15 protein-coding genes, 1 tRNA gene, 1 other RNA gene and 1 pseudogene are annotated in these 21,328 nt (G+C 60.2%); 5 read left to right on the plus strand and 13 right to left on the minus strand.

All coding sequences use genetic code 11. The annotated features are described in order from the left end of the window. Nucleotides 1–124: 124 nt before the first annotated feature. Nucleotides 125–1,075, plus strand: coding sequence for an ammonia-dependent NAD(+) synthetase (nadE, locus tag QKE30_RS06975; RefSeq protein WP_347934449.1), 951 nt, complete (start codon nt 125–127; stop codon nt 1,073–1,075). A 19-nt stretch (nt 1,076–1,094) separates the two neighbouring features. On the opposite strand, the gene QKE30_RS06980 is transcribed toward nadE, so the two are convergent. Next, the gene (locus QKE30_RS06980; RefSeq protein WP_347934450.1) at nt 1,095–1,664 is read right to left on the minus strand and encodes a vitamin K epoxide reductase family protein; all 570 of its coding nucleotides are present in this window, start codon (nt 1,662–1,664) and stop codon (nt 1,095–1,097) included. Between the two features lie 211 nt (nt 1,665–1,875). Continuing rightward, nucleotides 1,876–3,079, minus strand: a pseudogene (locus QKE30_RS06985) (IS3 family transposase); the annotation flags it as partial. A gap of 291 nt (nt 3,080–3,370) precedes the next feature. Here QKE30_RS06985 and QKE30_RS06990 point away from each other — a divergent pair. Continuing rightward, the gene (locus tag QKE30_RS06990) at nt 3,371–4,549 is read left to right on the plus strand and encodes an IS1249 family transposase (protein ID WP_070643149.1); all 1,179 of its coding nucleotides are present in this window, start codon (nt 3,371–3,373) and stop codon (nt 4,547–4,549) included. A 230-nt stretch (nt 4,550–4,779) separates the two neighbouring features. Here the strand turns inward: QKE30_RS06990 and QKE30_RS06995 are convergent. From QKE30_RS06995 to pgm, 3 genes are all read right to left on the minus strand, one after another. Next, a tRNA-Ala gene (locus QKE30_RS06995) sits at nt 4,780–4,852 on the minus strand. Between the two features lie 120 nt (nt 4,853–4,972). Further along, nucleotides 4,973–5,719, minus strand: coding sequence for a thioredoxin domain-containing protein (locus tag QKE30_RS07000; protein ID WP_347934451.1), 747 nt, complete (start codon nt 5,717–5,719; stop codon nt 4,973–4,975). 116 nt (nt 5,720–5,835) lie between these two features. Further along, nucleotides 5,836–7,491 (minus strand): phosphoglucomutase (alpha-D-glucose-1,6-bisphosphate-dependent), encoded by a 1,656-nt coding sequence (gene pgm / locus QKE30_RS07005; protein WP_347934452.1) that lies wholly within the window; start codon nt 7,489–7,491, stop codon nt 5,836–5,838. A 217-nt stretch (nt 7,492–7,708) separates the two neighbouring features. On the opposite strand from pgm, the gene QKE30_RS07010 reads away from it, so the two are divergent. Further along, nucleotides 7,709–9,154 (plus strand): sodium:alanine symporter family protein, encoded by a 1,446-nt coding sequence (locus QKE30_RS07010; protein ID WP_239201905.1) that lies wholly within the window; start codon nt 7,709–7,711, stop codon nt 9,152–9,154. 22 nt (nt 9,155–9,176) lie between these two features. Here the strand turns inward: QKE30_RS07010 and QKE30_RS07015 are convergent, their stop codons facing one another. Continuing rightward, nucleotides 9,177–9,704 carry a lipoprotein LpqH gene (locus QKE30_RS07015; protein WP_161799463.1) on the minus strand — a complete coding sequence of 176 codons (528 nt, stop codon included), beginning with the start codon at nt 9,702–9,704 and terminating at the stop codon, nt 9,177–9,179. A gap of 143 nt (nt 9,705–9,847) precedes the next feature. Between QKE30_RS07015 and QKE30_RS07020 the strand changes: the two genes are divergently transcribed. Both QKE30_RS07020 and QKE30_RS07025 read left to right on the plus strand, forming a co-directional pair. After that, nucleotides 9,848–11,521: an AMP-binding protein gene (locus tag QKE30_RS07020; RefSeq protein ID WP_347934453.1), complete on the plus strand. Its 1,674-nt coding sequence runs from the start codon at nt 9,848–9,850 to the stop codon at nt 11,519–11,521. 99 nt (nt 11,522–11,620) lie between these two features. Next, on the plus strand, nt 11,621–13,174 hold the full coding sequence (locus QKE30_RS07025; RefSeq protein WP_347934454.1) for a metallophosphoesterase: 1,554 nt from the start codon (nt 11,621–11,623) through the stop codon (nt 13,172–13,174). Between the two features lie 61 nt (nt 13,175–13,235). Here the strand turns inward: QKE30_RS07025 and QKE30_RS07030 are convergent, their stop codons facing one another. The 7 genes from QKE30_RS07030 to ftsE all read right to left on the minus strand — a co-directional run bounded on the left by QKE30_RS07030 (nt 13,236) and on the right by ftsE (nt 21,205). Continuing rightward, complete coding sequence (locus tag QKE30_RS07030) at nt 13,236–14,591, minus strand: Na+/H+ antiporter NhaC family protein (protein WP_347934455.1); 1,356 nt, start codon at nt 14,589–14,591, stop codon at nt 13,236–13,238. 23 nt (nt 14,592–14,614) lie between these two features. Further along, nucleotides 14,615–17,338 carry a DEAD/DEAH box helicase family protein gene (locus QKE30_RS07035; RefSeq protein ID WP_347934456.1) on the minus strand — a complete coding sequence of 908 codons (2,724 nt, stop codon included), beginning with the start codon at nt 17,336–17,338 and terminating at the stop codon, nt 14,615–14,617. Nucleotides 17,339–17,445: 107 nt separating this feature from the next. Beyond that, nucleotides 17,446–17,828: a transfer-messenger RNA gene (ssrA, locus tag QKE30_RS07040) on the minus strand. 67 nt (nt 17,829–17,895) lie between these two features. After that, on the minus strand, nt 17,896–18,855 hold the full coding sequence (locus tag QKE30_RS07045) for a hypothetical protein (protein ID WP_347934457.1): 960 nt from the start codon (nt 18,853–18,855) through the stop codon (nt 17,896–17,898). Between the two features lie 63 nt (nt 18,856–18,918). Continuing rightward, nucleotides 18,919–19,473: an SsrA-binding protein SmpB gene (gene smpB, locus QKE30_RS07050; RefSeq protein WP_239201939.1), complete on the minus strand. Its 555-nt coding sequence runs from the start codon at nt 19,471–19,473 to the stop codon at nt 18,919–18,921. A gap of 86 nt (nt 19,474–19,559) precedes the next feature. Further along, complete coding sequence (gene ftsX, locus QKE30_RS07055) at nt 19,560–20,462, minus strand: permease-like cell division protein FtsX (protein ID WP_239201940.1); 903 nt, start codon at nt 20,460–20,462, stop codon at nt 19,560–19,562. A gap of 53 nt (nt 20,463–20,515) precedes the next feature. Further along, nucleotides 20,516–21,205 carry a cell division ATP-binding protein FtsE gene (ftsE, locus tag QKE30_RS07060; RefSeq protein WP_034964874.1) on the minus strand — a complete coding sequence of 230 codons (690 nt, stop codon included), beginning with the start codon at nt 21,203–21,205 and terminating at the stop codon, nt 20,516–20,518. Between the last annotated feature and the right edge of the window lie 123 nt (nt 21,206–21,328).

The raw sequence follows: 21,328 nt of genomic DNA on the forward strand, positions 1-21,328 counted from the left end.
GATGGATCGCCTTCTCCTTGAATTCGGCGGAATACTTTCTGGGCATAGTGCCAATCCTTCCTTAGCAAAGGTAGGAACTAAACCCAGGACGCTTCACACTCCCCCGCGGGCTAGCATCGAACCCATGAGCCCTACCGCAAATCAGCCTAATGGCACACCCGACACCCCTGACAAACCCGGCATCTCCAACGACTCCAACGCACGCCCGCTACACGCGCAGATCGTTGCAGAACTGGGAGTACGCCCCAGCATCGACCCTGCCAAAGAAGTAAAGCGCCGCGTCCAGTTCATCGCCGACTACATGCAGGCCACAGGAGTGCGCACACTAGTGCTAGGAATCTCCGGTGGCCAGGATTCCACCCTGGCGGGAAGGCTATGCCAGCTGGCGGTAGATCGCCTCAACCAGGAGAACGCACAAGCTGAACAGTCAGTGCAGGAGAATACGTCCCAGCCCTACACATTCTGTGCTGTGCGGCTGCCCTACGGAACCCAGGCCGACGAGGAAGACGCGCAGGTAGCTCTGAGGTTTATCGCACCGAGCATGGGCGTCACAGTAAACATCAAGGGCGCCACCGACGAATCGGCGCGCGCGACGAGCGAGGCCCTCGGCATCGCTCAGGTCAGTGACTTCAACAAGGGCAACATCAAGGCTCGCGAGCGCATGATTGCGCAATACGCACTAGCAGGCGAGCTGGGCGGGCTTGTAGTTGGCACGGACCATGCGGCAGAGGCAATCACCGGTTTCTACACGAAGCACGGCGACGGTGCAGCGGATCTGGTTCCGCTAGCAGGACTCACGAAGCGACAGGGCGCAGCGCTGCTGCAGCACCTCGGCGCCCCGGAAAGCACGTGGCAGAAGGTGCCCACGGCAGATCTGGAAGAAGACCGCCCCGCACTACCCGACGAGGAAGCGCTGGGCGTGACATACGCACAGCTCGACGATTACCTAGAGAGCACCAGTGGCGCGGCCGACATCGACCCGCAAGTCGCCGAGCACATCGAGAAGCTATGGTTCCGTTCGCGCCATAAGCGGCACCTGCCGGTCACCCCGCACGATGATTGGTGGCGTAGCTAGGCTCCTGTTCTGGGCGCAGCTAGAAAACGAACTGATCCAGGATCAGCGCGGTAAACGCCAGGAACCAGGCGATAATAACCACCAGCGGCATGCCCAGCGCAGAGTGCGCTACGTCTTCCCCCGCCTCGCGTCGCTTCTCGCGTTGGATGTGGACCAACGTCATCACGAACATCGGCAAGGTCGCCGCCCACACCGCCATGCAATAAGGGCATAACGCTCCGATGGAGTAAATCGCAGAGTAGGCCAGCCAATGCACGAATGCTACGCCAAAAGCCAACCCGGCCAAGGTGCAGTACCAGATCCAGCGCGGCAGCTTAGCCCCAACGATCAGCATCACGGCGAGGGTCATCATCACCGGGAAACCGATCATCCCGATAAATGGGTTCGCGAATCCAAACGTAGCCGCCTGATCCGAGGCCATAACATCCGTACACGAGATCACTTCGTTGAAGGTGCAGGCAGGCTCGAAATTAGGATCCAGCGCCATCTGCACCTTGTCGTGCATGATCAGAGCGGAAAAGATCAGCCCGATCGTGGATAGCACCAGGAAGGTGTAGCCGAAGCGTTTGGTAGCACCTAGACCGTTCATGTGCTCGCTCTCTTTATTACTGACGCCCTCACGCCCCCACCACACCCACACCTGCGCTTTCTGGCACGGGGTGAACCAACCGGGGGTCGCTGTCCATCGTTGGACTAGGCGATTTCCGATGGGGTTAGATTAGCACGGGGCACGCTAGCACTAATACAAGAAAACCCCCGGTCAATTTGAACTAGCCCCCGAAAGTTGGACTGGTTTAACTCTAGGCGGTTAGGGCTTCAAGGGTCTGATTCCGATATTGCATCGGGGTCAGGCCCTTGAGTCGTTGTTGGATGCGTTCGGTGTTGTACCACTGAATGTATTCGTCGATTGCTTGGTTGAATTCTGCGACGGTGTCGAAGACTTCACCGTGGTACATCTCGGTTTTCACGTGCCCGAAGAAGTTCTCCATGACCGCGTTGTCGTAACAGTTGGCTTTACGCGACATCGACTGAACACCGCCGTTGTCACCGATCAGGTCGCGCCACGAGGCGTGCTGGTATTGGAAGCCTTGGTCAGTGTGCATCATCCACCCGGGTTCAGGCGCACACGTTTTAATCGCCTTGGACAAAGAGGCAGCGGTAAACGCTGTCGACGGCGATGTAGCCACGGTGTGAGCAACAATTGAGCGATCGAACAGGTCCATCACCGGTGACAGGTAGACCTTGCGACCTGCAACCCTGAACTCGGTGACGTCGCTGACAAAGACGGTATTTGGCTGATCCGGGGTGAACTTGCGGTCAAGCTTGTTGTCAGCGATGTGACTGATCGTCCCAGCATAGGAAACATAAGGTCTACGTTGGCGAATCTTGGCTCGCAGCCCCATCTCGCACATGAGCTTGTACACGAGTTTGTGGTTGACCACCCACCCCTGGTTACGCAGGTCAAGTAACACTCGCCGGTAGCCGTAGCGATGCTTGTTGCGCTCGAAGCTTTCCCGGATCTCGGCCTTGAGCGCGGCGTGCTTATCCGGCTTACTGAGTCGTTTCTGGTGGTAGAAGAACGTCGACCGTGGGATACCTGCTGCCTTTAGGAGATACTCCAGGCGGTGGTGCGACTTGAGGATGACAATCGCCTGGACTTTCAGGCGCGTCTCTGGTTCCTCAAGTCCCGCAATTTTTTTAGATAAGCGTTTTCCGCTTCCAACCGCGCGATCCGGCGCCGCAGCTTCTCCTCTTCGGTCAGCGGCTTTGGCACAGCCGAACCTTTGGGCCTGCCCTTCGGCTTCGGTTTTAACGCCTCGTCGCCACCTTTACGCCATTGCCGCGACCAATAACTGACCAGCTGGTCCGACGACAGGTTAAATTCACGCGCAAGATCCATCTTTGTCTCGCCGGAAAGGTGGCGCTCGACAACTTCCTTTTTGAACTCGAACGAATACTGCTGCTTTGTCGGTTTCTCCACAAGACATAGCCTGCCATGCAGCTGAAACCGACGATAGAGCAAACGGACGGCGTTTTTGGGGACACCAAGAGCATTGGCAGCGGCTGTTTCGCCCATGCCTTGCTCGAAACATTCCACCAGCTGTTCACGCTGCTGCTCATTCAGCGAACTTCGGGGTTAAGGGTCAGAAAGTGTGTCTGAAATCGGGGATTTCTAAGGTCTGACCTGTAGGTTCTCGCAGAATATACGCTTTGGGAGCATATATCTGGCTTTGGGACGCTAAATCCACGGTGTGGCTGTCTGCCTGTGGTAGTCGGCGGTGGTGTGGTGACCCAATGCCAAAGAATCGACCACGCTGCCACTGCGGCGGCGATACCAAACGCAATGGAACGACCAGCAAAGGCACGACCCGATGGCGATGTAAAGCCTGCGGAGCCTCGGTCAACAAACGCCGGCCAGATGTCGCCAAAGCTGCTACTTTTACCCAGTTCATTGAGCACTGCACCACCACAACCTCACTGGAAGCATTGGCCGACCGAAATGGGGTCAGCGTCTCCACAATGAAACGCCGATTTAGCTGGTGCTGGCTGGTTGACGTTCCCGACCCCACTATCGGTCATACCGGGCGAATTTATGACCAAGTCTTCCTTGACGGCACCTACACGGCCAGCGGATGCTTAATCGTGGCCGCCACCCTAGACCACGTCATCGCCTGGCACTGGTGTAAACGCGAAACCACCCGCGCCTATAAACAGCTATTAGAGCGCATCCCAGCACCTTTAATCGCCGTCATCGACGGCGGGCAAGGAGCTGCCAGTGCCATCAAACAGTGCTGGCCTACCACACTCGTCCAACGCTGCCTGGTGCATGCTCAACGCGTGGTACGCCGCTACACCACCTCAAGACCACGCACGGATGCTGGGCGCACTATCTACCGGCTAGCACTCAAGCTCACCCGCATTAGCACTATCGAGCAAGCCAGCCAATGGGGCGCACAACTGCATGAATTCGCCACGGTCTACCGCACCTGGTTAAACGAGAAGACCCTCGTCAAAGACCCCCAAACAGGCCGTTGGACACGAACTTGGACCCATGCCAACGTGCGCAAGGCCTACAACAGCCTCAACCACCTCTGGCGCAGCAACCTGCTATTTGTCTACCTCAACCCGCCCGAAGAAGTCCTTGATACTGACCAGATCAAAGCCACCACCAACAGCCTTGAAGGCGGAATCAACTCCCAGCTGAAACTACTAGCACGAACACACCGCGGACGACGAGGAGAACACCAACGCCGAATGCTCGAGTGGTGGCTCTACCTAAAAACTGAACTGCCCGACGACCCCGTAGAAATCGCCAGGCAATCCAACTGGGGACAGGACCAACTCGCCAAAGTACAAACCCTGACCCACAACGAGAACCAAGCCGACCACGAAACAGGACGACCAGCCCTCTACGACAACGCTATCGACACCAACTACACCCATTCAATCGGCATCCAAAAAGGCCAAATCTAGCCCCAGCAACACGCCGAGCCAGACACACATTTTGACCCTTAACCCCCCATTCAATCGGCATCCAAAAAGGCCAAATCTAGCCCCAGCAACACGCCGAGCCAGACACACATTTTGACCCTTAACCCGAACTTCGTGCTCTCAATGAAAACTGCTCCCCACTAGTCGGTAACTGATTTCTCAGTCCAACTAATGGGGAGCAGTTCAATTACGACCGGAGGTTTTGTGTTCTGTGGAGCTAACGGGATTCGAACCCGTGACCCCCACACTGCCAGTGTGGTGCGCTACCAGCTGCGCCATAGCCCCGTTGCACTTTGCAAGCGAACAGACTTAAAGCTACAACACTGGAATTCAGTTCACCAAATCGCCAGGTGACAGTGGGGTGTAGCCGGGTGCAGCGGGGTGCAGCCGGGTAGCGCGCAGGCGCTACTTGCCTTCCAGGGCCACCGGAACCCAGGAGCTCAGGGTCTGGTCCGGGTTGGACGGCGGGTCGAAGCGCTTGCCATCCTTGTACAGCAGCGGCGAGGAAACGCTACCCTCACGCTTCTCGACCTCCTTGTCGTTCTTCTGAGCGACCTTCACGCCGTCTTCCTTCACGGACTCATTGCGGATCTTTTCGACCACATCGTCATTCACGCCGATCTTTTCAGCTGCGTTGGCCAGGTCATCCCAGCCCCACTGACGGGTAACCGTGGACTGCTCGTCCATCATCAAGCGGTGAATATTCCAGAAGGCGTCTACGTCGCCAGTCTTAGCCACAGCCCACGCCACGGATGCGCCACGGGTGGACGGGCCGGACTCATCGCCCCGGTCCAGGAAGTTCAGGAAGCGGAACTTCACCTTCACCTTGCCGTCTTCCAGCGCACTCTTCAGATCTCCGCTGGATGCAGTTTCCAGCTGTGCACAGTAGTGGCAGCTGAAGTCCTCGAAGACTTCGACGGTCGGCACATCGTCGCCGGCATTCTCCGGCTCCAGAGTGACGGCGTTCTCGTCAGTCGTCATCTTCACATCCACCTTGTCATCCGGCAGGGTGATGTTGTCGACTTTGTGCTGCTGGTTGTTGTACACGATGAAACCGATGGCTACGGCTGCGATAACGAGGATCGCAATGATTCCCCACAGGAAGCCATTGCCCCCTTTTGAAGCGTTAGGGGCTTTGATCTTCTGGCTCACTGAGCGTTCCTTTCAAGATGATGACGTGTCTACTGGGCATGAGCGTATCGCAGGTTTCTGGCAATCCCCTGAATCGACCCCGTGATTTTACGCATACCTGCAGGGAACCTGCGAAGTTATCCCAGCACGCCGTCGACGACGACCTGCGCTTCCTCCAGCACCTTGTCCAGGTGCTCGGCGCCATTGAAGGACTCCGCGTAGATCTTGTACTTATCCTCCGTGCCACTCGGGCGGGCGGCGAACCAGGCATTTTCGGTGGTCACCTTCACCCCGCCGATGGCCGCGCCGTTGCCCGGCGCCTCGGTCAGGATCGCCTCGATTTTCTCGCCCGCCAGCTCGGTGGCCTCCACGTCGCTGGCGCTGAGCTTCTTCAGACGCTCCTTTTGCTCGCGGTTGGCCGGAGCGTCGATGCGCTTGTACTGCGGCGCGCCCAGCTCGTCGGCTAGCTCCTTGTAGCGCTCGGACGGGCTCTTGCCGGTCGTTGCCTTGATTTCGGACGCCAACAGGTCAGCGATAATACCGTCCTTATCGGTAGACCAGACCTGCCCGTTGTGGCGAAGGAAGGAAGCACCTGCCGATTCTTCTCCACCAAAGCCCACGGATCCGTTGACCAGCCCCGGCACGAACCACTTGAACCCAACCGGAACTTCCATCAGCTTGCGCCCCATGCGGGCCACCACGCGGTCGATCATGGAGGAGCTGACCAGGGTCTTACCCACGGCGGCATCCTGCGGCCAGTTCTCGCGGTGGCTAAACAGATACTCGATAGCGACAGCGAGGTAGTGGTTCGGGTTCATCAGGCCTGCATCTGGGGTGACGATTCCATGGCGGTCGGAATCGGCGTCATTACCAGTAGCGATGTCATAGGAAGCCCCACCGGCGCCTGCAACAGCGTCGACCAGAGAGGCCATCGCGGACGGCGAGGAGCAATCCATGCGGATCTTGCCGTCAGAGTCCAAGGTCATGAACCCGAAGGCCGGGTCGATGGTGGGGTTGACGACCGTGAGGTCCAGGCCGTGTACGTCGGCGATGCGCTCCCAGTAGGCAACGGAGGCACCGCCCATCGGGTCGGCGCCGATGCGCACGCCCGCGCTACGAATGGCCTCAATGTCGATGACCTCCGGCAGCGCAGCAACGTAATTGCCCAGGTAATTGTGGTTTTCCACCAGTTCAGTGGAGGTGGAGCGCTGCACGCCAGACAGATCCGCATCCAGGTACTCGTTGGCGCGGCGGGCGATCCAGCTGGTGGCGTCAGTATCTGCCGGACCGCCGGTTGGCGGGTTGTACTTGAAGCCACCGTCACGCGGTGGGTTGTGGGAGGGGGTAACAACAATGCCGTCGGCTCGACCTGCGCCGGTGCCCTCTGGGCCGCCGGGCAGCTGCTTGTTGTACTCCAGGATGGCGAAGCTGATCGAGGGGGTGGGTACAAACCCGCGCTCCTGGTCTACCTTCACGGTCACCTGGTTGCCAGCCAGAACCTCCAGTGCGGTAGCCTCGGCCGGTTCGGAAAGCGCGTGCGGGTCACGGCCGATGAAAACCGGACCGTTGATTCCCTGCTCGCGACGGTAGTCAACGATGGCCTGGGTGGTGGCCAGGATGTGCGCCTCGTTGAAGGCCCCATCGAAAGCGCTGCCACGGTGACCGGAGGTACCGAAGCTCACGCGCTGGCCTGGGTCAGCCAGGTTCGGAACCGTGGCGGAGTAAGCCTCCAGGAGGGCTGGGATGTCGGTGAGGTCGTCGGGGGTGGCGGGCTGGCCAGCACGTGGGTGCATGATGATTCCTTCGGTCGGTGCCTGAAAGCATTTTCTTGCTACTCACCATTTATCGTGCCCGATTCCGGCGGGTTTTTCAGCGCTCTCCCCGCGCTCTTCTACCCCGCCCCCGCGCTTGTCGCCACTCCTCGCCGCTGCCCGGCATTTGTAAACAGCCCCAGCGAATTTGTCTAAACCCTTCTTCCACACTTCTTTACAGGCGTAACCTCTGTAGTCCATGCAAGACGTTTCCTTCGCCGAATCCCTCCAGAACACCCTGGACAAGATCGACCAGTTCATCTGGAGCCAGTGGCTCCTGATCCCATTACTGCTGCTCACCGGCCTATGGCTAACGATCCGCCTGGGTGGCGTGCAGTTCCGCAAACTGTTCGTAGCCCTGCGCCACGGGCTTATCGACAGGAACGACGAGGGTGGCGAAGGCGATATCACTCAGTATCAGGCGCTCACCACTGCACTGGCCGCAACTGTCGGCGTGGGCAACATTGTGGGTGTGGCAACCGCCATCTCCATCGGTGGCCCCGGCGCGCTGTTCTGGATGTGGATCACCGGCCTGGTGGGTATGGCCTCTAAGTACTCGGAGGCTTTCCTGGGTGTACGCTTCCGCGTGGCCGACTCGAAAGGCAATGTCTCCGGCGGTCCGCAGCGCTATCTTTCGGGAGGCATTCCGGGTGGGCTGGGCACGTTCCTAGCGTGGTTCTTCACCATCGCAGCCATCATCGCCTCCTTCGGCATCGGCAACCTGACGCAGGGTAATGCCGTAGCTGCGGGCCTGGAGGACACCTTCGACGTCAGCCCCACCGTCACCGGCGCGGTAATGTTCGTGCTGATCGGAGCGGTTCTCCTCGGCGGCATTAGCTCCATCGGCAGGGTGACCTCGGCCTTTGTTCCGCTGATGATTCTTATCTACATCGGCGGCGGCATCGTAGTGCTGGCTTTGCACGCAGGCGACATCCCGAATGCTCTGGGGCTTATCTTTAATGACGCCTTCACGGGGACCTCTGCCACCGGTGGATTCGTAGGCTCCGGCATCATGCTGGCCATGCAGATGGGTGTGGCCCGCGGCATTTTCTCCAACGAGTCCGGCATGGGATCAGCCGCAATTGCAGCGGCCGCCGCGAAGACCACTCACCCTGTGCGCCAGGGCTTGGTCTCTATGACTCAGACGTTTATCGACACGATCATCGTGGTGACCATGACCGGCCTGGTGATCATCACCACCGGCGTGTGGGATACAGGCGAGGATAATGCGGCCAACATGACGGCTCAGGCCTTTAGCAAGGGCATCGGCTCGGAGTGGGGTGGCACCATCGTCTCCCTCTCCATCGTGTTCTTCGCTTTCTCCACGATCCTGGGATGGTCCTACTATGGCGAGCGAAACGCGGAGCGTGCCTTTGGCCCCTGGGCTTCCCTGCCCTACCGCATGCTGTTTACGTGTGTGGTTTTCGTCGGTGCCACCACGGAGATCGGCCTGGCCTGGACCTTCGCGGACATTGCCAACGGCCTGATGGCGCTGCCGAACCTGGTGGGCATGCTGATTCTCTCCGGGCTCATCGCCCGGGAGACGAAGGCCTACCTGGACTTCGACCCGACCCTGCGGGCGCGCCCGGAGGATGTGGAGAAGTTCCTGGTGGAAACCAAGAACCCCTGGCGCAGCGCGCTGTAACCAGCGGGTTATAACGCCGCCTCTAGTTGGCGCAGTTGAATTCCACGGATAGGGCGATCGTACGGTTCGAATCGTCCTCCACTGGGGTTCCTTCGACGACATAGTTGTCGCCTTGGCGCTTCACCGTGGCCGAGGCGGCATGGTCGTCATCGATCTCATATTCGACACCCTTGTATTCGAAGTCCAGGGACTCTAGGGCTGGCTGATCGGTGTAAATATCGATGTCCAGCTCATCACGATCGTCGTCATCCTTGCCGAAATCGGCCTCTAGCACTTCGCGTCCGTCGTCCTCATCCAGTTCGCAACGCACCGGGGAGAACAGCTTGGTATCCACTTCCTTGCCATCGACGGTGATCCTGTGGAGCTTGCTGCCCGAATCCTGTTGCGCGGGAGCTTCTTGAGAAGCTCGGGATTGTTCCGCCTCCTCTGGGGCAGAAGATTCCTCAGCACTCTCCTTCACCGTGGACGTGACGGTTTCCTTCTCTGCGGCGCCATCATTCGAATCTTCAGACGAACAGGCGGCTGCCGAGACTCCCAGTGCGCATGCCACTGCTACTGCGGCACTGCGACGAGCAATTTGCGAACTAACAATTTTCTTAGCAGGTCGTAAATTTCTCATAATCGCCACGCTATCAAAAATCAATTAAGCAAAACCCCTCACAGGGTTTAGTGATCTGGATTACAGTCGCGAGCATGACTTTCGCATCGCAGCACGGCCTAAACGCTCCACTCACTCCTCTGCGCTTCTTGCAACGCTCCGCACAGGTTCACCCCAACAAAATCGCCGCAGTCGACGGGCCACGGCGCATCACCTTCGCAGAGTTCAACGAAGACGCCCAAGCCTTCGCCCACGCGCTGATCGCCGACCAGGTGGCCGAGGGCGACCGCGTGGGCATCCTCGCCTCCAATAGCTACGAGGCTCTGCTCGCTCAGTTCGCCGTGCCGCTGGCGAATGCGGTGACGGTGCCGATCAACACCCGCCTTGCACCTAAGGAAGTCAACTACATCCTCGACCACTCCTCCATCGACGTCCTCGTCGGCGAGAAGGAACTGATCGACCCCATCCTCGCCAGCGGCGAACGAGACCTGCGCCGAGCCGTGTACATCGCCGACAAGGAAGGCGTAGAGCCCCCGGTTGAAAACGGGGCAACTGACGCGCAGGGGGCGTCACTAGTAACAACATTTAGCGACTACTTGGCCGCGCACCGCGACGAAGAGCCACTGCCCTACCGGGTGCACGATGAGAACGAGACCATCGCGATCAACTACACTTCCGGAACCACCGGAAAGCCGAAGGGCGTGATCTACACCCACCGCGGCGCATACCTGAACGCGCTGGGGCAGGCGCACACGCAGCACTTTAGCCACGACACTGTGTACCTGTGGACGCTGCCGATGTTCCACTGCTCCGGCTGGTGCACAGGCTGGGCGGCGATGGCCGTCAGCGCAACCCAGGTGGCGCTACGCGCGGTGCGTGGCCCGGAGATGTGGGAGCTGATCCGCACCGAGGGCGTGACCGCCATGTGCGGCGCCCCGGCTGTGCTGAACACCCTGGTAGATGACGAAAACAAGCGCCGTGTGACGAACCTGCGTGTCACCACCGCGGGCGCGCCACCGAGCCCGACGACCATCACCCGCTGCGAGAACATCGGCGTGGAGGTCACCCACGTGTACGGCCTGACCGAAAGCTACGGGCCCTTCACCGTCTGCGAATCGCAGCCCGAATGGGCGGACATGACGGTCCGCCGCCGCGCGATTTTGAAGGCGCGCCAGGGCGTGGCGTCCATCACCAACGAAGATGTGCGCGTGATCGAGCCGACCGAAAACCTAGACGAAGCGCTGGTAGACGTGCCCGCCGACGGCGCAACCCTGGGTGAGATCATCCTGACCGGCAATGGCATCATGGCAGGATACTTCAAGGACGAAGAGGCCACCGCGCACGCCTTCCGCGGCGGCTGGTTCCACACTGGTGACCTCGGAGTGATGCACCCCAACGGCTATATCCAGCTGATGGACCGTGCGAAGGACGTGGTGGTTTCCGGCGGCGAAAACATCTCCACCATTGAGGTCGAGCAGGCTGTTATCAGCCACCCTGACATCTCCGACTGTGCGGTCATCGGCGTGCCGGATGAGAAGTGGGGCGAGCGCCCGCGTGCCTACGTGACCCTGCGCCCGGAAGCCCGCGGCGGAGACGAATCCGCTTTGGAAGAAGCTGTGATTGCCTACTGCCGCGCGCACATCGCCGGCTACAAGGTGCCGCGAGACGTGCGCATTCTCGACGAGCTGCCGCGCACTTCCACGGGCAAGGTACGCAAGAACGAACTGCGCGAGGAAGCCTGGGCAGGCCACGAGCAGAGGATCAACTAGGTTTGCCCGTAGCCGTTAACCCAGTATTCGCCCGGCCTTTCCCTCCCCGCTGCTTCTAGGCAGGTTACTGGTCACGCACACCTTTTACCCTTTGCATTCATGGGTAGTAAAGGTATTTTTTCTCGACGCCGATTCTTCAGAGCACTAGGTTTCAGCGCCGGTTCCGCGGCCTTCGTGGTGGGGCCACTTGCGAAAGCAAGCGCAGCACCAGGCACGGGCACGGGCAGTTCCGGCCTGGCGGGCAGCGGATTGGCTGGGAGCTCAGCACTAGGATCTGCCAGCACTCCAGACTTGGCGGGATCGGCGAGCTTTACCCCTAGTAATATCGGCAGCTCCGAGACCGGCTGGGTTATGGGTCACAAGGGCACCGGCCCCAACGGCGCTTTTCTGGCCGGTGACCTGCAGGTAGTCACTGTCACGGAGAATTCAGTGACGATTAGTTGGCTGACGTGGGACGCGAAGGTGAGCATCGCGGAGCGCCCGGTGGGCATGCCGACCGAAGGCACGCTGCGTGTATGGCCGGAAGATAACCCGCAGGATACGAAGGTCGTTCGCTCGGAAAAGAACACCTTCTTCCACATCATGACTATCGAAGGGCTGCAGCCGGAGACCAAGTATCGCTTCAGCGCTTCCTCCCATGGCATCGAAGCCAACGCGACTCACAACTACTTCCAGGAAAAGAAGAAAGAGTTCACTACCTTGCCTAAATTGTCAGGCGAGGTACTGCAGACCGTGGTCGTGGCGAACGATGTGCACATGGGTGAGGCCCAGGATGGCCTGTGGTTCGATGGCTTTCCACCACCGGCGGTGCCCAACCCGAAATCCGCACCCTACCCGGAGGTGTGCCTGGATGCGGTCATTAAGACCACCGAGGATTGCGGCGCTACACACCTGTTTGTCAATGGCGATGTCACGAGTGAAGCCCGCCCGGCCGAGGTTCGGCGTGCCAAGGAAATGCTAGATACCTTCTCCGGCACCTGGCGTGTAACCCGTGGCAACCACGACCGGCCTCACAAAGCCGACGACTCCTCCGGTTACGAAACCGCTTCTCCTTACGGCAAAGAGCACTTCGACCCCTTCGGTGACGTCTTCGAGCCGCGACAACAGGCCTGGATGATGGATCTAGAGCCCGCAGGCGTGCGCGTGATCGGCATTGATTCCACGGAGCTAGATAAATCCGGCGGACGGATCGAGCCACAGCAATTCCGGCAGATCGAAGGCTTCTTGCGCCGCGATCCGAACAAGCCAACCGTGCTTCTGCTGCACCACCCCATGACGCGCGAGGCCGGCTGGTCGAACGCAGCCGGACCTGCTTTTATTCTGCGTGACCCGGATCTGATCCGGCTGCAGAAGATGATCCAAGCGGCGCCGGGCGTGAAGTTGGTGCTGGCCGGCCACACTCACCGCGCTCATCGAGATAAGCCGGACGTCGATACCCACGCAGTATTCCTGGAAACCCCCGCGGCGAAGAACTGGCCCACCGGAGCCACCCAGCTGCGCTTCTACTCCGACGGCATTGCGGTGAACTTCCGCCACAACATGGGAGAGGAAGCCCTGGACTGGGCCAGCCGTACCCGCTGGACCAACTTCGGCCTGGCGCCGGAGATCCTGCTGGGGCCGACGGACGCACGCAACCTGGTGGTGCGCTATTAGCGCCCCTCCCCTTTGATGCCCCCTATATACCAGCGCCCTACCTGCTGGTGAGTTCTAGCAGCTACAGAACCATCGCCGCGATCCAGCCGGCGATCAGCAGCGGAATATTAAAGTGCAGGAACGTCGGGATCACGGAATCCCGGATGTGGTCGTGCTGGCCATCCGCGTTCAGACCCGACGTGGGGCCTAGGGTCGAGTCGGAGGCCGGGGAGCCGGCGTCACCAAGAGCACCCGCAGTACCCACAATCGCCACGGTGGCGAGCGGCGAGAAGCCCATCGATGCGCACAAAGGCACGTAGATCGTTGCGACGATCGGCAGCGTGGAGAAGCTCGAGCCGATGCCCATGGTGACCACCAGGCCGACCAACAACATCACCAGGGCGGCAGCGGCCTTGTTACCCGCGAACAGGTCGGCGGAGGTGTTGACCAGGCTCTCGACCTCGCCGGTGGCCTGCATGACCGCGGCGAAGCCCTGGGCTGTAATCATGATGAAGCCGATCAGAGCCATCATGCGCATACCGGCGGTGAAGACATCGTCGGCCTTCCTCCAATCGACCGCGCCAGTCCCCATGAAGATCGTCAGCCCCACCAGAGCGCCGATCAGCAGCGAATCGGCCTCCATATCCATAGCCTGCATAACGACCTGCACGGCGAAAGTGGCGATGATCGCGATGACGGAGACGATGATCTTGTAGCGGGAGACTTGCCCGGCCGGGTCGGTCTCGACCTCCACAATCGGGCGCTCCTCGTACTCGCGCGGCTTGCGGTAGGTGATGAAGACCGCGATGAGCAGACCCAAGAACATGCCTAGCGCCGGGATGCCCATGGCCTTCATCACGTTGATGCCATCGGTGGTCATTCCTGCGTTGTCTATGTTGCCCAGCAGGATGTCGTTCAGGAAGATCGAGCCGAAGCCCAGCGGGATCCACATGTATGTGGTGATCAGGCCGAACGTCAGAATACAGGTGACCAGACGGCGGTCCAGCTGCAGCTTGTTGAACACGCTCAGCAGCGGCGGGATGATCAGCGGAATGAACGCGATGTGCACGGGGATGAGGTTCTGACTCATCACGGCCATCGCGAGGATGCCGGCCAGCATCAGCCATTTCGTTACGGCGACGGCGCGGCTCTTTGTTTCTTCGTTGGTGACGCCCAGTTTCCCCAGCAGGGAGTCCGCCAGAAGCTTGGGCAGCCCTGCGCTGGCGACGGCCATCGCAAAGGCGCCGAGCAGGGCATAGCTCAGCGCGATTTTCGCGCCGCCGGACAGGCCTTCCTGGAAGGCCACCATCGTGGCATCAAGGCCAAGGCCGCTGAGGAGACCACCGACGATAGCTCCGATGAAAAGCGCCAGAACCACATGCACCCGAAGCAGGGCGAGGGCCAGCATGACAACGACGGCGACTAGGACTGCGTTCATGCACCTAAGAATAATGTGAGGGGTCAGACAATAGGAAATTCCAACGGTGACTGCTTCTCGTAGCGCCGCGTCTGGCTTGCCAGGCGGGCTGCAATATTGGCTCCGCTGAGCTTGCGCGCCTGCAAGAGGAAGTCCCGGCCCTCCTGGCTGCGGGTGTACACCGCCCGCATCGGCAGGCCCACGCGCTGGAGTTGGCTCAAGAACTCATCCACGTTCTCCCGGCGCGTGCCGAGCACGTCGGGCACCGACTGGGCACAAAAGATGCCGCGGATGCGGACTTGATGCGCGGGCGCGATGAGGTAGCGCGCGTTGCGGACCTCCCCAGATAACTGAGTCATGGCGTCCGCAAAAAGCTTCCTTTCGGCGAAGGTCCCGCCGGACAGGCGCACATTCGCCCCGATGGCGCCGTCGTCGACGATGGCCATGAGGTTGCGGGTTTCGATCATTCCAAGGGCGCTCAGCGTGCGCGCCAGCGCCGTGGCCTCGGCTTTCAGACGCTTGCTGGTATCCGTCAGCTGTTGAACCTTCCGCGTGCGCATCAGCGCCGCCGCACCGCCGAGCAGTGCGAGCACCCCGAAGGCCAGCCACTGGCCCCCGACCGGGAGGTGCGGCAGGACGCGCCCCACTGCAAGGCCGAACATGACTGCGAGGAAGAAGATGTAGCCCAAAATAACGTCCAGGTAGGGAACCACCCCGGCCGATGCGGGCTTTTCGACGTCGATGTTGAACTGCATCTCGTAGGGCTGGCCATCCGGCACATTCCCCATGTCTAGGGCTTCTAGCCATTGGTTGCGCATGAGGTCCCGGCGGAAGGCCCGGGCCAGCATCTGTTCGTTGGCGGCATCGATGCTGCGATAGGCCCGCAGGGGTGGCTCGGCGAAGCAGCGGTCGAAGCCGTTCTCGATCACCGGCGCATCGGCGCGCGGCGCGACGAAGGCCTCGAAGCGTTTCTGCAGCGAACGCACGTCGTGCGAGCCCAGCACGTCCAGGGACTCCCCTGTACCGACGTTCAGCGACTGCGCCCCGCTCTGTGCCAACTGGTCGAGCCACGTTCCGCGCCCGGCACCTTGGCTCGGTTCGCACGTTGCAACGTGCCAGATATTCGCGGTCTTGTCTGGAACGGCGGGGTCCACGCGGATCACCCGGCCGCGCATCTGGTTCGTCAGCATAAACGCGCGCACGGAGCTGGCGATGATGAGCGCGTTGGCGCAGGGCGAATCCCACCCCTCTCCCAGCAGCGCGGCGGTGCCCACCAGGATCGTGAACAGCCCTTCCTGAAAGGCGCGCGTAATGGCGGGCACGGATACCCGAGTGCCACCGGAAAAGCGCACTTCCACATACTCATCGTTGAGGTCTTTGGCGGCGGTGACTTCCCCGTCGAGGTCCTCTGCAAAGCGTTTCACATCGTCCAGCGCCGAGCGCGGGATGACGATTACAGAGCCGCTGATGGCGGCGATTTTTGCGGTGCCGCCCACCCGCCGTCGCAGGGCTTCGAAGATGGGGATGACGCCCACGTGGACCAGGGCATCGTCGCTGCCCACGCTGGAAAGGTAATCCCGCTGGACGTAGTCCGCGAGGATCACCATACGCAGGCTTTCGGACATCGCGGAGACTTCTTCTTCGGCAATGTCACTAACGGCGCGGATTTTGCCCGCGGAATGGGTGAGGATGCGATTGACCTTCTTCTCTCCCGTGACGGAAATCTTCCCCTTGTTCAGCAGATTGTTGGCTCGCAGCTTGGAGGCCACCGTCGGGCTGGCACGGAAGAAGTCAGGGTGGTCGATGACGAACTGCAGCCCCAGCTCGCCGGCGAGTTCCGGACGCTTTTCGCTGAGTATCGCCTGGATATGCGGCGCAATCGGGTGCCCAGCAGCGGCAAGAAGGAGTTTTAGCGCGTAGAAACTCTCTTCGTCGTCGAGGGCCACCTGCAACTGTTCGTCAGTGAGCCGGCCGAGGTCCTCCGCCAGTTGCGCCAAGATGTCCTGACGCTGCAGGTCCACTAGCACTTCGTTGCCACGCCGACGCAGCTCGGCGATTTCCTGCTCTTCTTCCTGGCTGGGCTTCGTAACGTAGACGTAGTCCTGATGCGGGCACAGGTTACCGGCGGCGACCAGTTCCGGGGCGAAGATTTCCTCGTCGATAGGGCCGCACAGCTGTTCATAGCGTTGCCATTCGCTGGGGGTGGAATCATATGGCGGGGTGGCTGTGAGCGCAATGGTGTTGAGCACTGCTTTTCGGCGGCGCAGCTGGTCCATAAAGGCTGTCAAAGCGCGGTGCCACTGGGAGCGCAGGTGGTGTGCTTCGTCGAGGCACACCGTTCCGATGTCGCGTACTGCGTCCAGGATGTCGAGGTCCGCGAAGTCCTCCCCCGTTTCCTCGTCGAGCGCCTGGATATATGCGGAATACAGCGCCTGGTAGGTGATGACCGTCAGGAAGGCCGGGTTGTGTAGCGAGGTGGAACACAACCCCCGCGGGTTCGATGCGCCGTGGCTTTGGAAGTGCGCTGCAAAACGATCGATCCACTGGTCACGGATGGTGATGGTGGGAGCCAGGATCAGGGCTGGTTGGCCGAGGCGGCAGATAAGTTCCAGGCCGAGAATCGTTTTGCCCGACCCGGGAGCGGCGACGATGTGGATGCGGTGATCCTGCTTCAGGTCGTCGAAGCGTTCGAGGATGCGCTGCTGGTAGGGCCGGAAGGTCCCGGCAAAGCGCCAGCTGGGTTGCGGTTGTGTCTCGGGCGCTACCATGCGGGCAAGTCTAACCGATCAGGGGTTACGCGTGAGGCGGCTCAGCGCCTCCTCCAGGTTCAGACACAAAGAAACCCCAGCTCATTTTTGAGCTGGGGTACTGCTTTTGGTGGAGTTGCCGGGAATTGAACCCGGGTCCTTTGCGACCTCGCCAGGGCTTCTCCGTGCGCAGTTCGCACGTGACCTCTGCTCGGCCCTCCAGCGCTCACGAACCAGCCTGGATGATGGGCCCAGTTGCTCGAAAGGTGTCCCACACGGCCCAAGCAACAAAGCCGTGCGGCAAGTCCCTTAAGTCGATGCCAGCTACCGGGTCAGGGACATCCCCGGGCTGACAGACACGCGGTCGCTGTAATTAGGCAGCGAGGGCGTAGTCGCGCTGAGTATTCTCGGCGCTTATAAATTCGCAGCGACGCTTAAAATCGGTGGTCGTCTGCCTTCACCGGCACGCTTCCCCTGGCTCAATGCACAAAGTCGAAACCAAATCAACCCCGTGATTCCTGCTGCGGAAACGCTCGAACAACAGGAAATCTAACCTTACACCCGCGTGTGGCGCTGATTCAAGAATCCGCCTGCTCGTCTTGCCACTTCGCCTTGCGCTCCTTGGACTTCTTGTTGTTCTTCACCGCCATTAAGCCGACCGTAATGCCGATCACTACAGGCACCCACACCTTGCTGTAATCCGCCATAAATGCCATCACGCGCAGAATCGGCTCCATCCATTCGGGCATGTGCCAATCCGGCCAAGGAATCGAGGGAAGGTTGATGTCCGGCCACGGAATGGAAGGCAGGTTAATGTCCGGCCACGGGATTGACGGCAAGTTGATCTCTGGCCACGGAATGTTGATATCCCAGTCCGGCAGGAGGCTCAGCAGCCATGCAATCAACTTGGAAACCAACGGCCCCAGCACGATCACGGCCAGCGCCCAACCTCCCTTCCCCATCCCGGTAATCAGCGGGTAGAACCAGCGCTTGAACGGCGACTCCTCCATCGCCTCCCAGCGCCTCGCCGCCCGCGAGCCTTCAGGCGGATCGAAGACCACCACCCCTTCGTCGTCCTTCACCTTGACCTCGATCATCCAGCTATCAAGGAAATTCGACGTCCACCCCAGGTACGGCGCGCTGAGCGTCATTTCACCGCCGTACTTCCCAGCCTGAACGTTCGCCTCGCTTTTGGCCAGGTCAATCTTCTGATTCTCGAGGCTCTTGTACCTCGCGATAGTTACCCCGTCGCGACGCACGAGCAGCTGACGATTCTTATCGAGGTCGTCTAGTTTCTCTGCCAGCTTCTTGTGGAGCTTCTCGCTGTCTTCTCTTGTGGACGCCCCCTCGTCCCCCACATCACCTTCAGCTACCTCTTCTGCCTCCGGCTCGGTGCTGTTTTCCGCGTCGGTTTTCTTATCGGACGCGGGGAATTCAGGATCGATTCTCCGCAGTGCATCCGGCTCGCCGATAAAGAGCTCAAGCAGCCCGAACTCGGGATGCTTAAGGGACCAATGCTCGACGTCGTCATTTTTCACAGGCCCGAAAGTATCAAAACACAAACCCCCGTTCAATAGGGGTCTCCTATGCGCTACCGCTACCTAGCCCTGGATCCCTTTGATTCGCCGGCCCATTTCGCGCGTGATCTCACGCTCTTCCGTACGGCGTTTGATGTCCTGGCGCTTGTCGTATTCCTGCTTACCGCGCGCCAGCGCCAGCTCGACCTTCAACCTGCCGGCAACGAAGTACAGCTGCAGCGGAACCAAGGTGTTGTTTCCGTCGCGAACCTTGCCCATAAGCGAGTCGATTTCCCGGCGGTGCAACAGCAGCTTGCGGGTACGGCGGGGGCTATGGTTCGTCCAGTGCCCCATGGAGTATTCCGGGATGTGAAGTCCGCGCAGCCAGACTTCGCCTTCATCAATGGTGGCGTAGGCGTCAACAAGAGAAGCCTTGCCCTCACGCAAAGACTTAACTTCCGTGCCCACCAGGGCCACACCGCACTCGTAGGTATCGATGATGTGGTAATCGTGGCGCGCCTTACGGTTGGTGGCAACGACGATCTGGCCAGCCCCCTTCTGACCTGCGCCCTTCTGGGCCTTGTTCTTCTTCCCCTTCGATTTCCCCGAATCGGTGGGAGTGCTCTTTTTTGCAGCCATGACAGCCACACACTACCACCGAGCGCTCCCCCGAGCGAAAATGCTTTAAAGCGCTAATGCTGCGCTGGCTTAGCGAGGGCGCAGCGCTAGTTCTTCACATACCAGCGCAAAGTGACCTGCGCGGTGATAGCCGCAACGACCACACCGACCAGCACCACAAACGGCGCGGCCAACCACAAGTCGCTGTTCGTCACGCGCGCCACCAACTGCTGGTCGTACACGGCCTTCAGAGCGCGGTCGACCACCAGAATCTTCGCGGCGAACATGCCACCCACCGCCAGCACCGCACCGATCAGGGCGGCCATCATGGCCTCCAGGACGAACGGAGCCTGGGTGTACCAGCGCGAAGCACCGACCATGCGCATAATGCTGATCTCACTGCGGCGCGAGTACGCGGTGATCTGCACCATGTTCATAATCAGGAAGATCGCGGCGATGGCCTGCACCGCGGCCACGATAAAGGAGGCGTTGCGGATGGAATCCAGGTTGCGCATCGCGGCCTCCAGGTTGTCGCCCTGATCCACGATGTTCGTCACCACCGGGTTGTCCCGCAGCGCGTCAATGGGACCGGAGTTCTCCGGGTCGGCCAGGCGCACGTGGAAGGCGGCGGGCAGCGCATCCTTCTCTGTCTGCTCTACTAGCTGCGGATCAGACTCGCCGAATAGCTCCACGAAACGCTCGTAAGACTGCTCCTTGTTACGGAAAGTCACGGACTTCACCGCCTCGTCGCCCTCCAGCTGCTGCTTAATCTCGGAGCACTCCGGAGAGGCACACGTTGGGTCGGAGCTCGAAATCTCGTCGTCGAGCTGCACCATCACCTCGATACGGTCGAAGTAGATGTCCTTCGTTCGCTCCGTCATTGCGCTCAGCAAAAAGCCGGTGGCCAGCAGCGCCAGCGCGATGGAGGTGGTGATGATCATCGCGATCGTCATCGTCATGTTGCGGCGCAGGCCCGAAAACGCCTCGCGGAACACAAAGTTGGTCTTCATTAATGTTTCCCTACTGTTCCCTACTGATCTCTACTGATCCGTACAGTTCCGTATTAGTGGCCCACGCCGTACATACCGAGCTCGTCATCGCGCACAAGCTTGCCCTTCGACAGCTCGATCACGCGCTTACGCATGGAGTCCACCGCCACATCGTCGTGAGTGGACATCACTACGGTCGTACCGTTTTGGTTAATGCGGTTGAGCAGCATCATGATCTCTGATGAGGTATCGGGGTCCAGGTTGCCTGTCGGCTCGTCCGCCAGCAGGACCAAAGGCTTGTTTACTGACGCCCGCGCGATCGCCACGCGCTGCTGTTCACCACCCGACAGCTCGTGCGGGAAGCGGTTTTCCTTTCCGTCGAGACCGACGGTCTTCAACGCGGCAGGCACCAAATGCTGAATCTCCGCGCGCTTCTTACCGATAACCTCGAGGGCGAAGGCAACGTTGTCGAAGACAGTCTTCTTCGGCAGCAGGCGGAAGTCCTGGAAGACATAGCCGATGCGCTGGCGCAGCTTCGGCACATCCCGTCCCTTGATCTTGTTTACGTGGTAGCCAGCGACGTGCAGGTCCCCGGAATCCAGCTTCTCCTCGCGCAGGATGAGCTGCAGAAACGTGGACTTACCGGAGCCGGAGGGGCCGATAAGGAAGACGAACTCGCCCTTTTCGATGTCCAGGGTGATGTTGTCCAGGGCCGGCCGCCCGGAAGACAGATAGCTCTTGGTTACGTTTTCGAAGGTGATCACGAGCACACAGTGTAGCGAAGCCAACGAGGTAAAGATAGTCCAAAGTGACTACTGTTACCCCTGTGACTTTATGTGGCTTGGTTGATTTTGGGCTTCTCCTGTCTCGACGCATCCCAGAATGTA

Source organism: Corynebacterium sp. c24Ua_83, from assembly GCF_039907245.1.
GTDB lineage: Bacteria > Actinomycetota > Actinomycetes > Mycobacteriales > Mycobacteriaceae > Corynebacterium.

Excerpts from the sequence above, each read along its gene's own strand:
- QKE30_RS06980 (WP_347934450.1), bottom strand. The coding sequence starts at position 1,664 with ATGAACGGTCTAGGTGCTACCAAACGCTTCGGCTACACCTTCCTGGTG.
- QKE30_RS07025 (WP_347934454.1), top strand. The coding sequence starts at position 11,621 with ATGGGTAGTAAAGGTATTTTTTCTCGACGCCGATTCTTCAGAGCACTA.
- nadE (WP_347934449.1), top strand. The coding sequence starts at position 125 with ATGAGCCCTACCGCAAATCAGCCTAATGGCACACCCGACACCCCTGAC.
- QKE30_RS07035 (WP_347934456.1), bottom strand. The coding sequence starts at position 17,338 with ATGGTAGCGCCCGAGACACAACCGCAACCCAGCTGGCGCTTTGCCGGG.
- smpB (WP_239201939.1), bottom strand. The coding sequence starts at position 19,473 with ATGGCTGCAAAAAAGAGCACTCCCACCGATTCGGGGAAATCGAAGGGG.
- ftsX (WP_239201940.1), bottom strand. The coding sequence starts at position 20,462 with ATGAAGACCAACTTTGTGTTCCGCGAGGCGTTTTCGGGCCTGCGCCGC.
- QKE30_RS07010 (WP_239201905.1), top strand. The coding sequence starts at position 7,709 with ATGCAAGACGTTTCCTTCGCCGAATCCCTCCAGAACACCCTGGACAAG.
- QKE30_RS07030 (WP_347934455.1), bottom strand. The coding sequence starts at position 14,591 with ATGAACGCAGTCCTAGTCGCCGTCGTTGTCATGCTGGCCCTCGCCCTG.
- QKE30_RS06990 (WP_070643149.1), top strand. The coding sequence starts at position 3,371 with ATGCCAAAGAATCGACCACGCTGCCACTGCGGCGGCGATACCAAACGC.
- pgm (WP_347934452.1), bottom strand. The coding sequence starts at position 7,491 with ATGCACCCACGTGCTGGCCAGCCCGCCACCCCCGACGACCTCACCGAC.
- QKE30_RS07020 (WP_347934453.1), top strand. The coding sequence starts at position 9,848 with ATGACTTTCGCATCGCAGCACGGCCTAAACGCTCCACTCACTCCTCTG.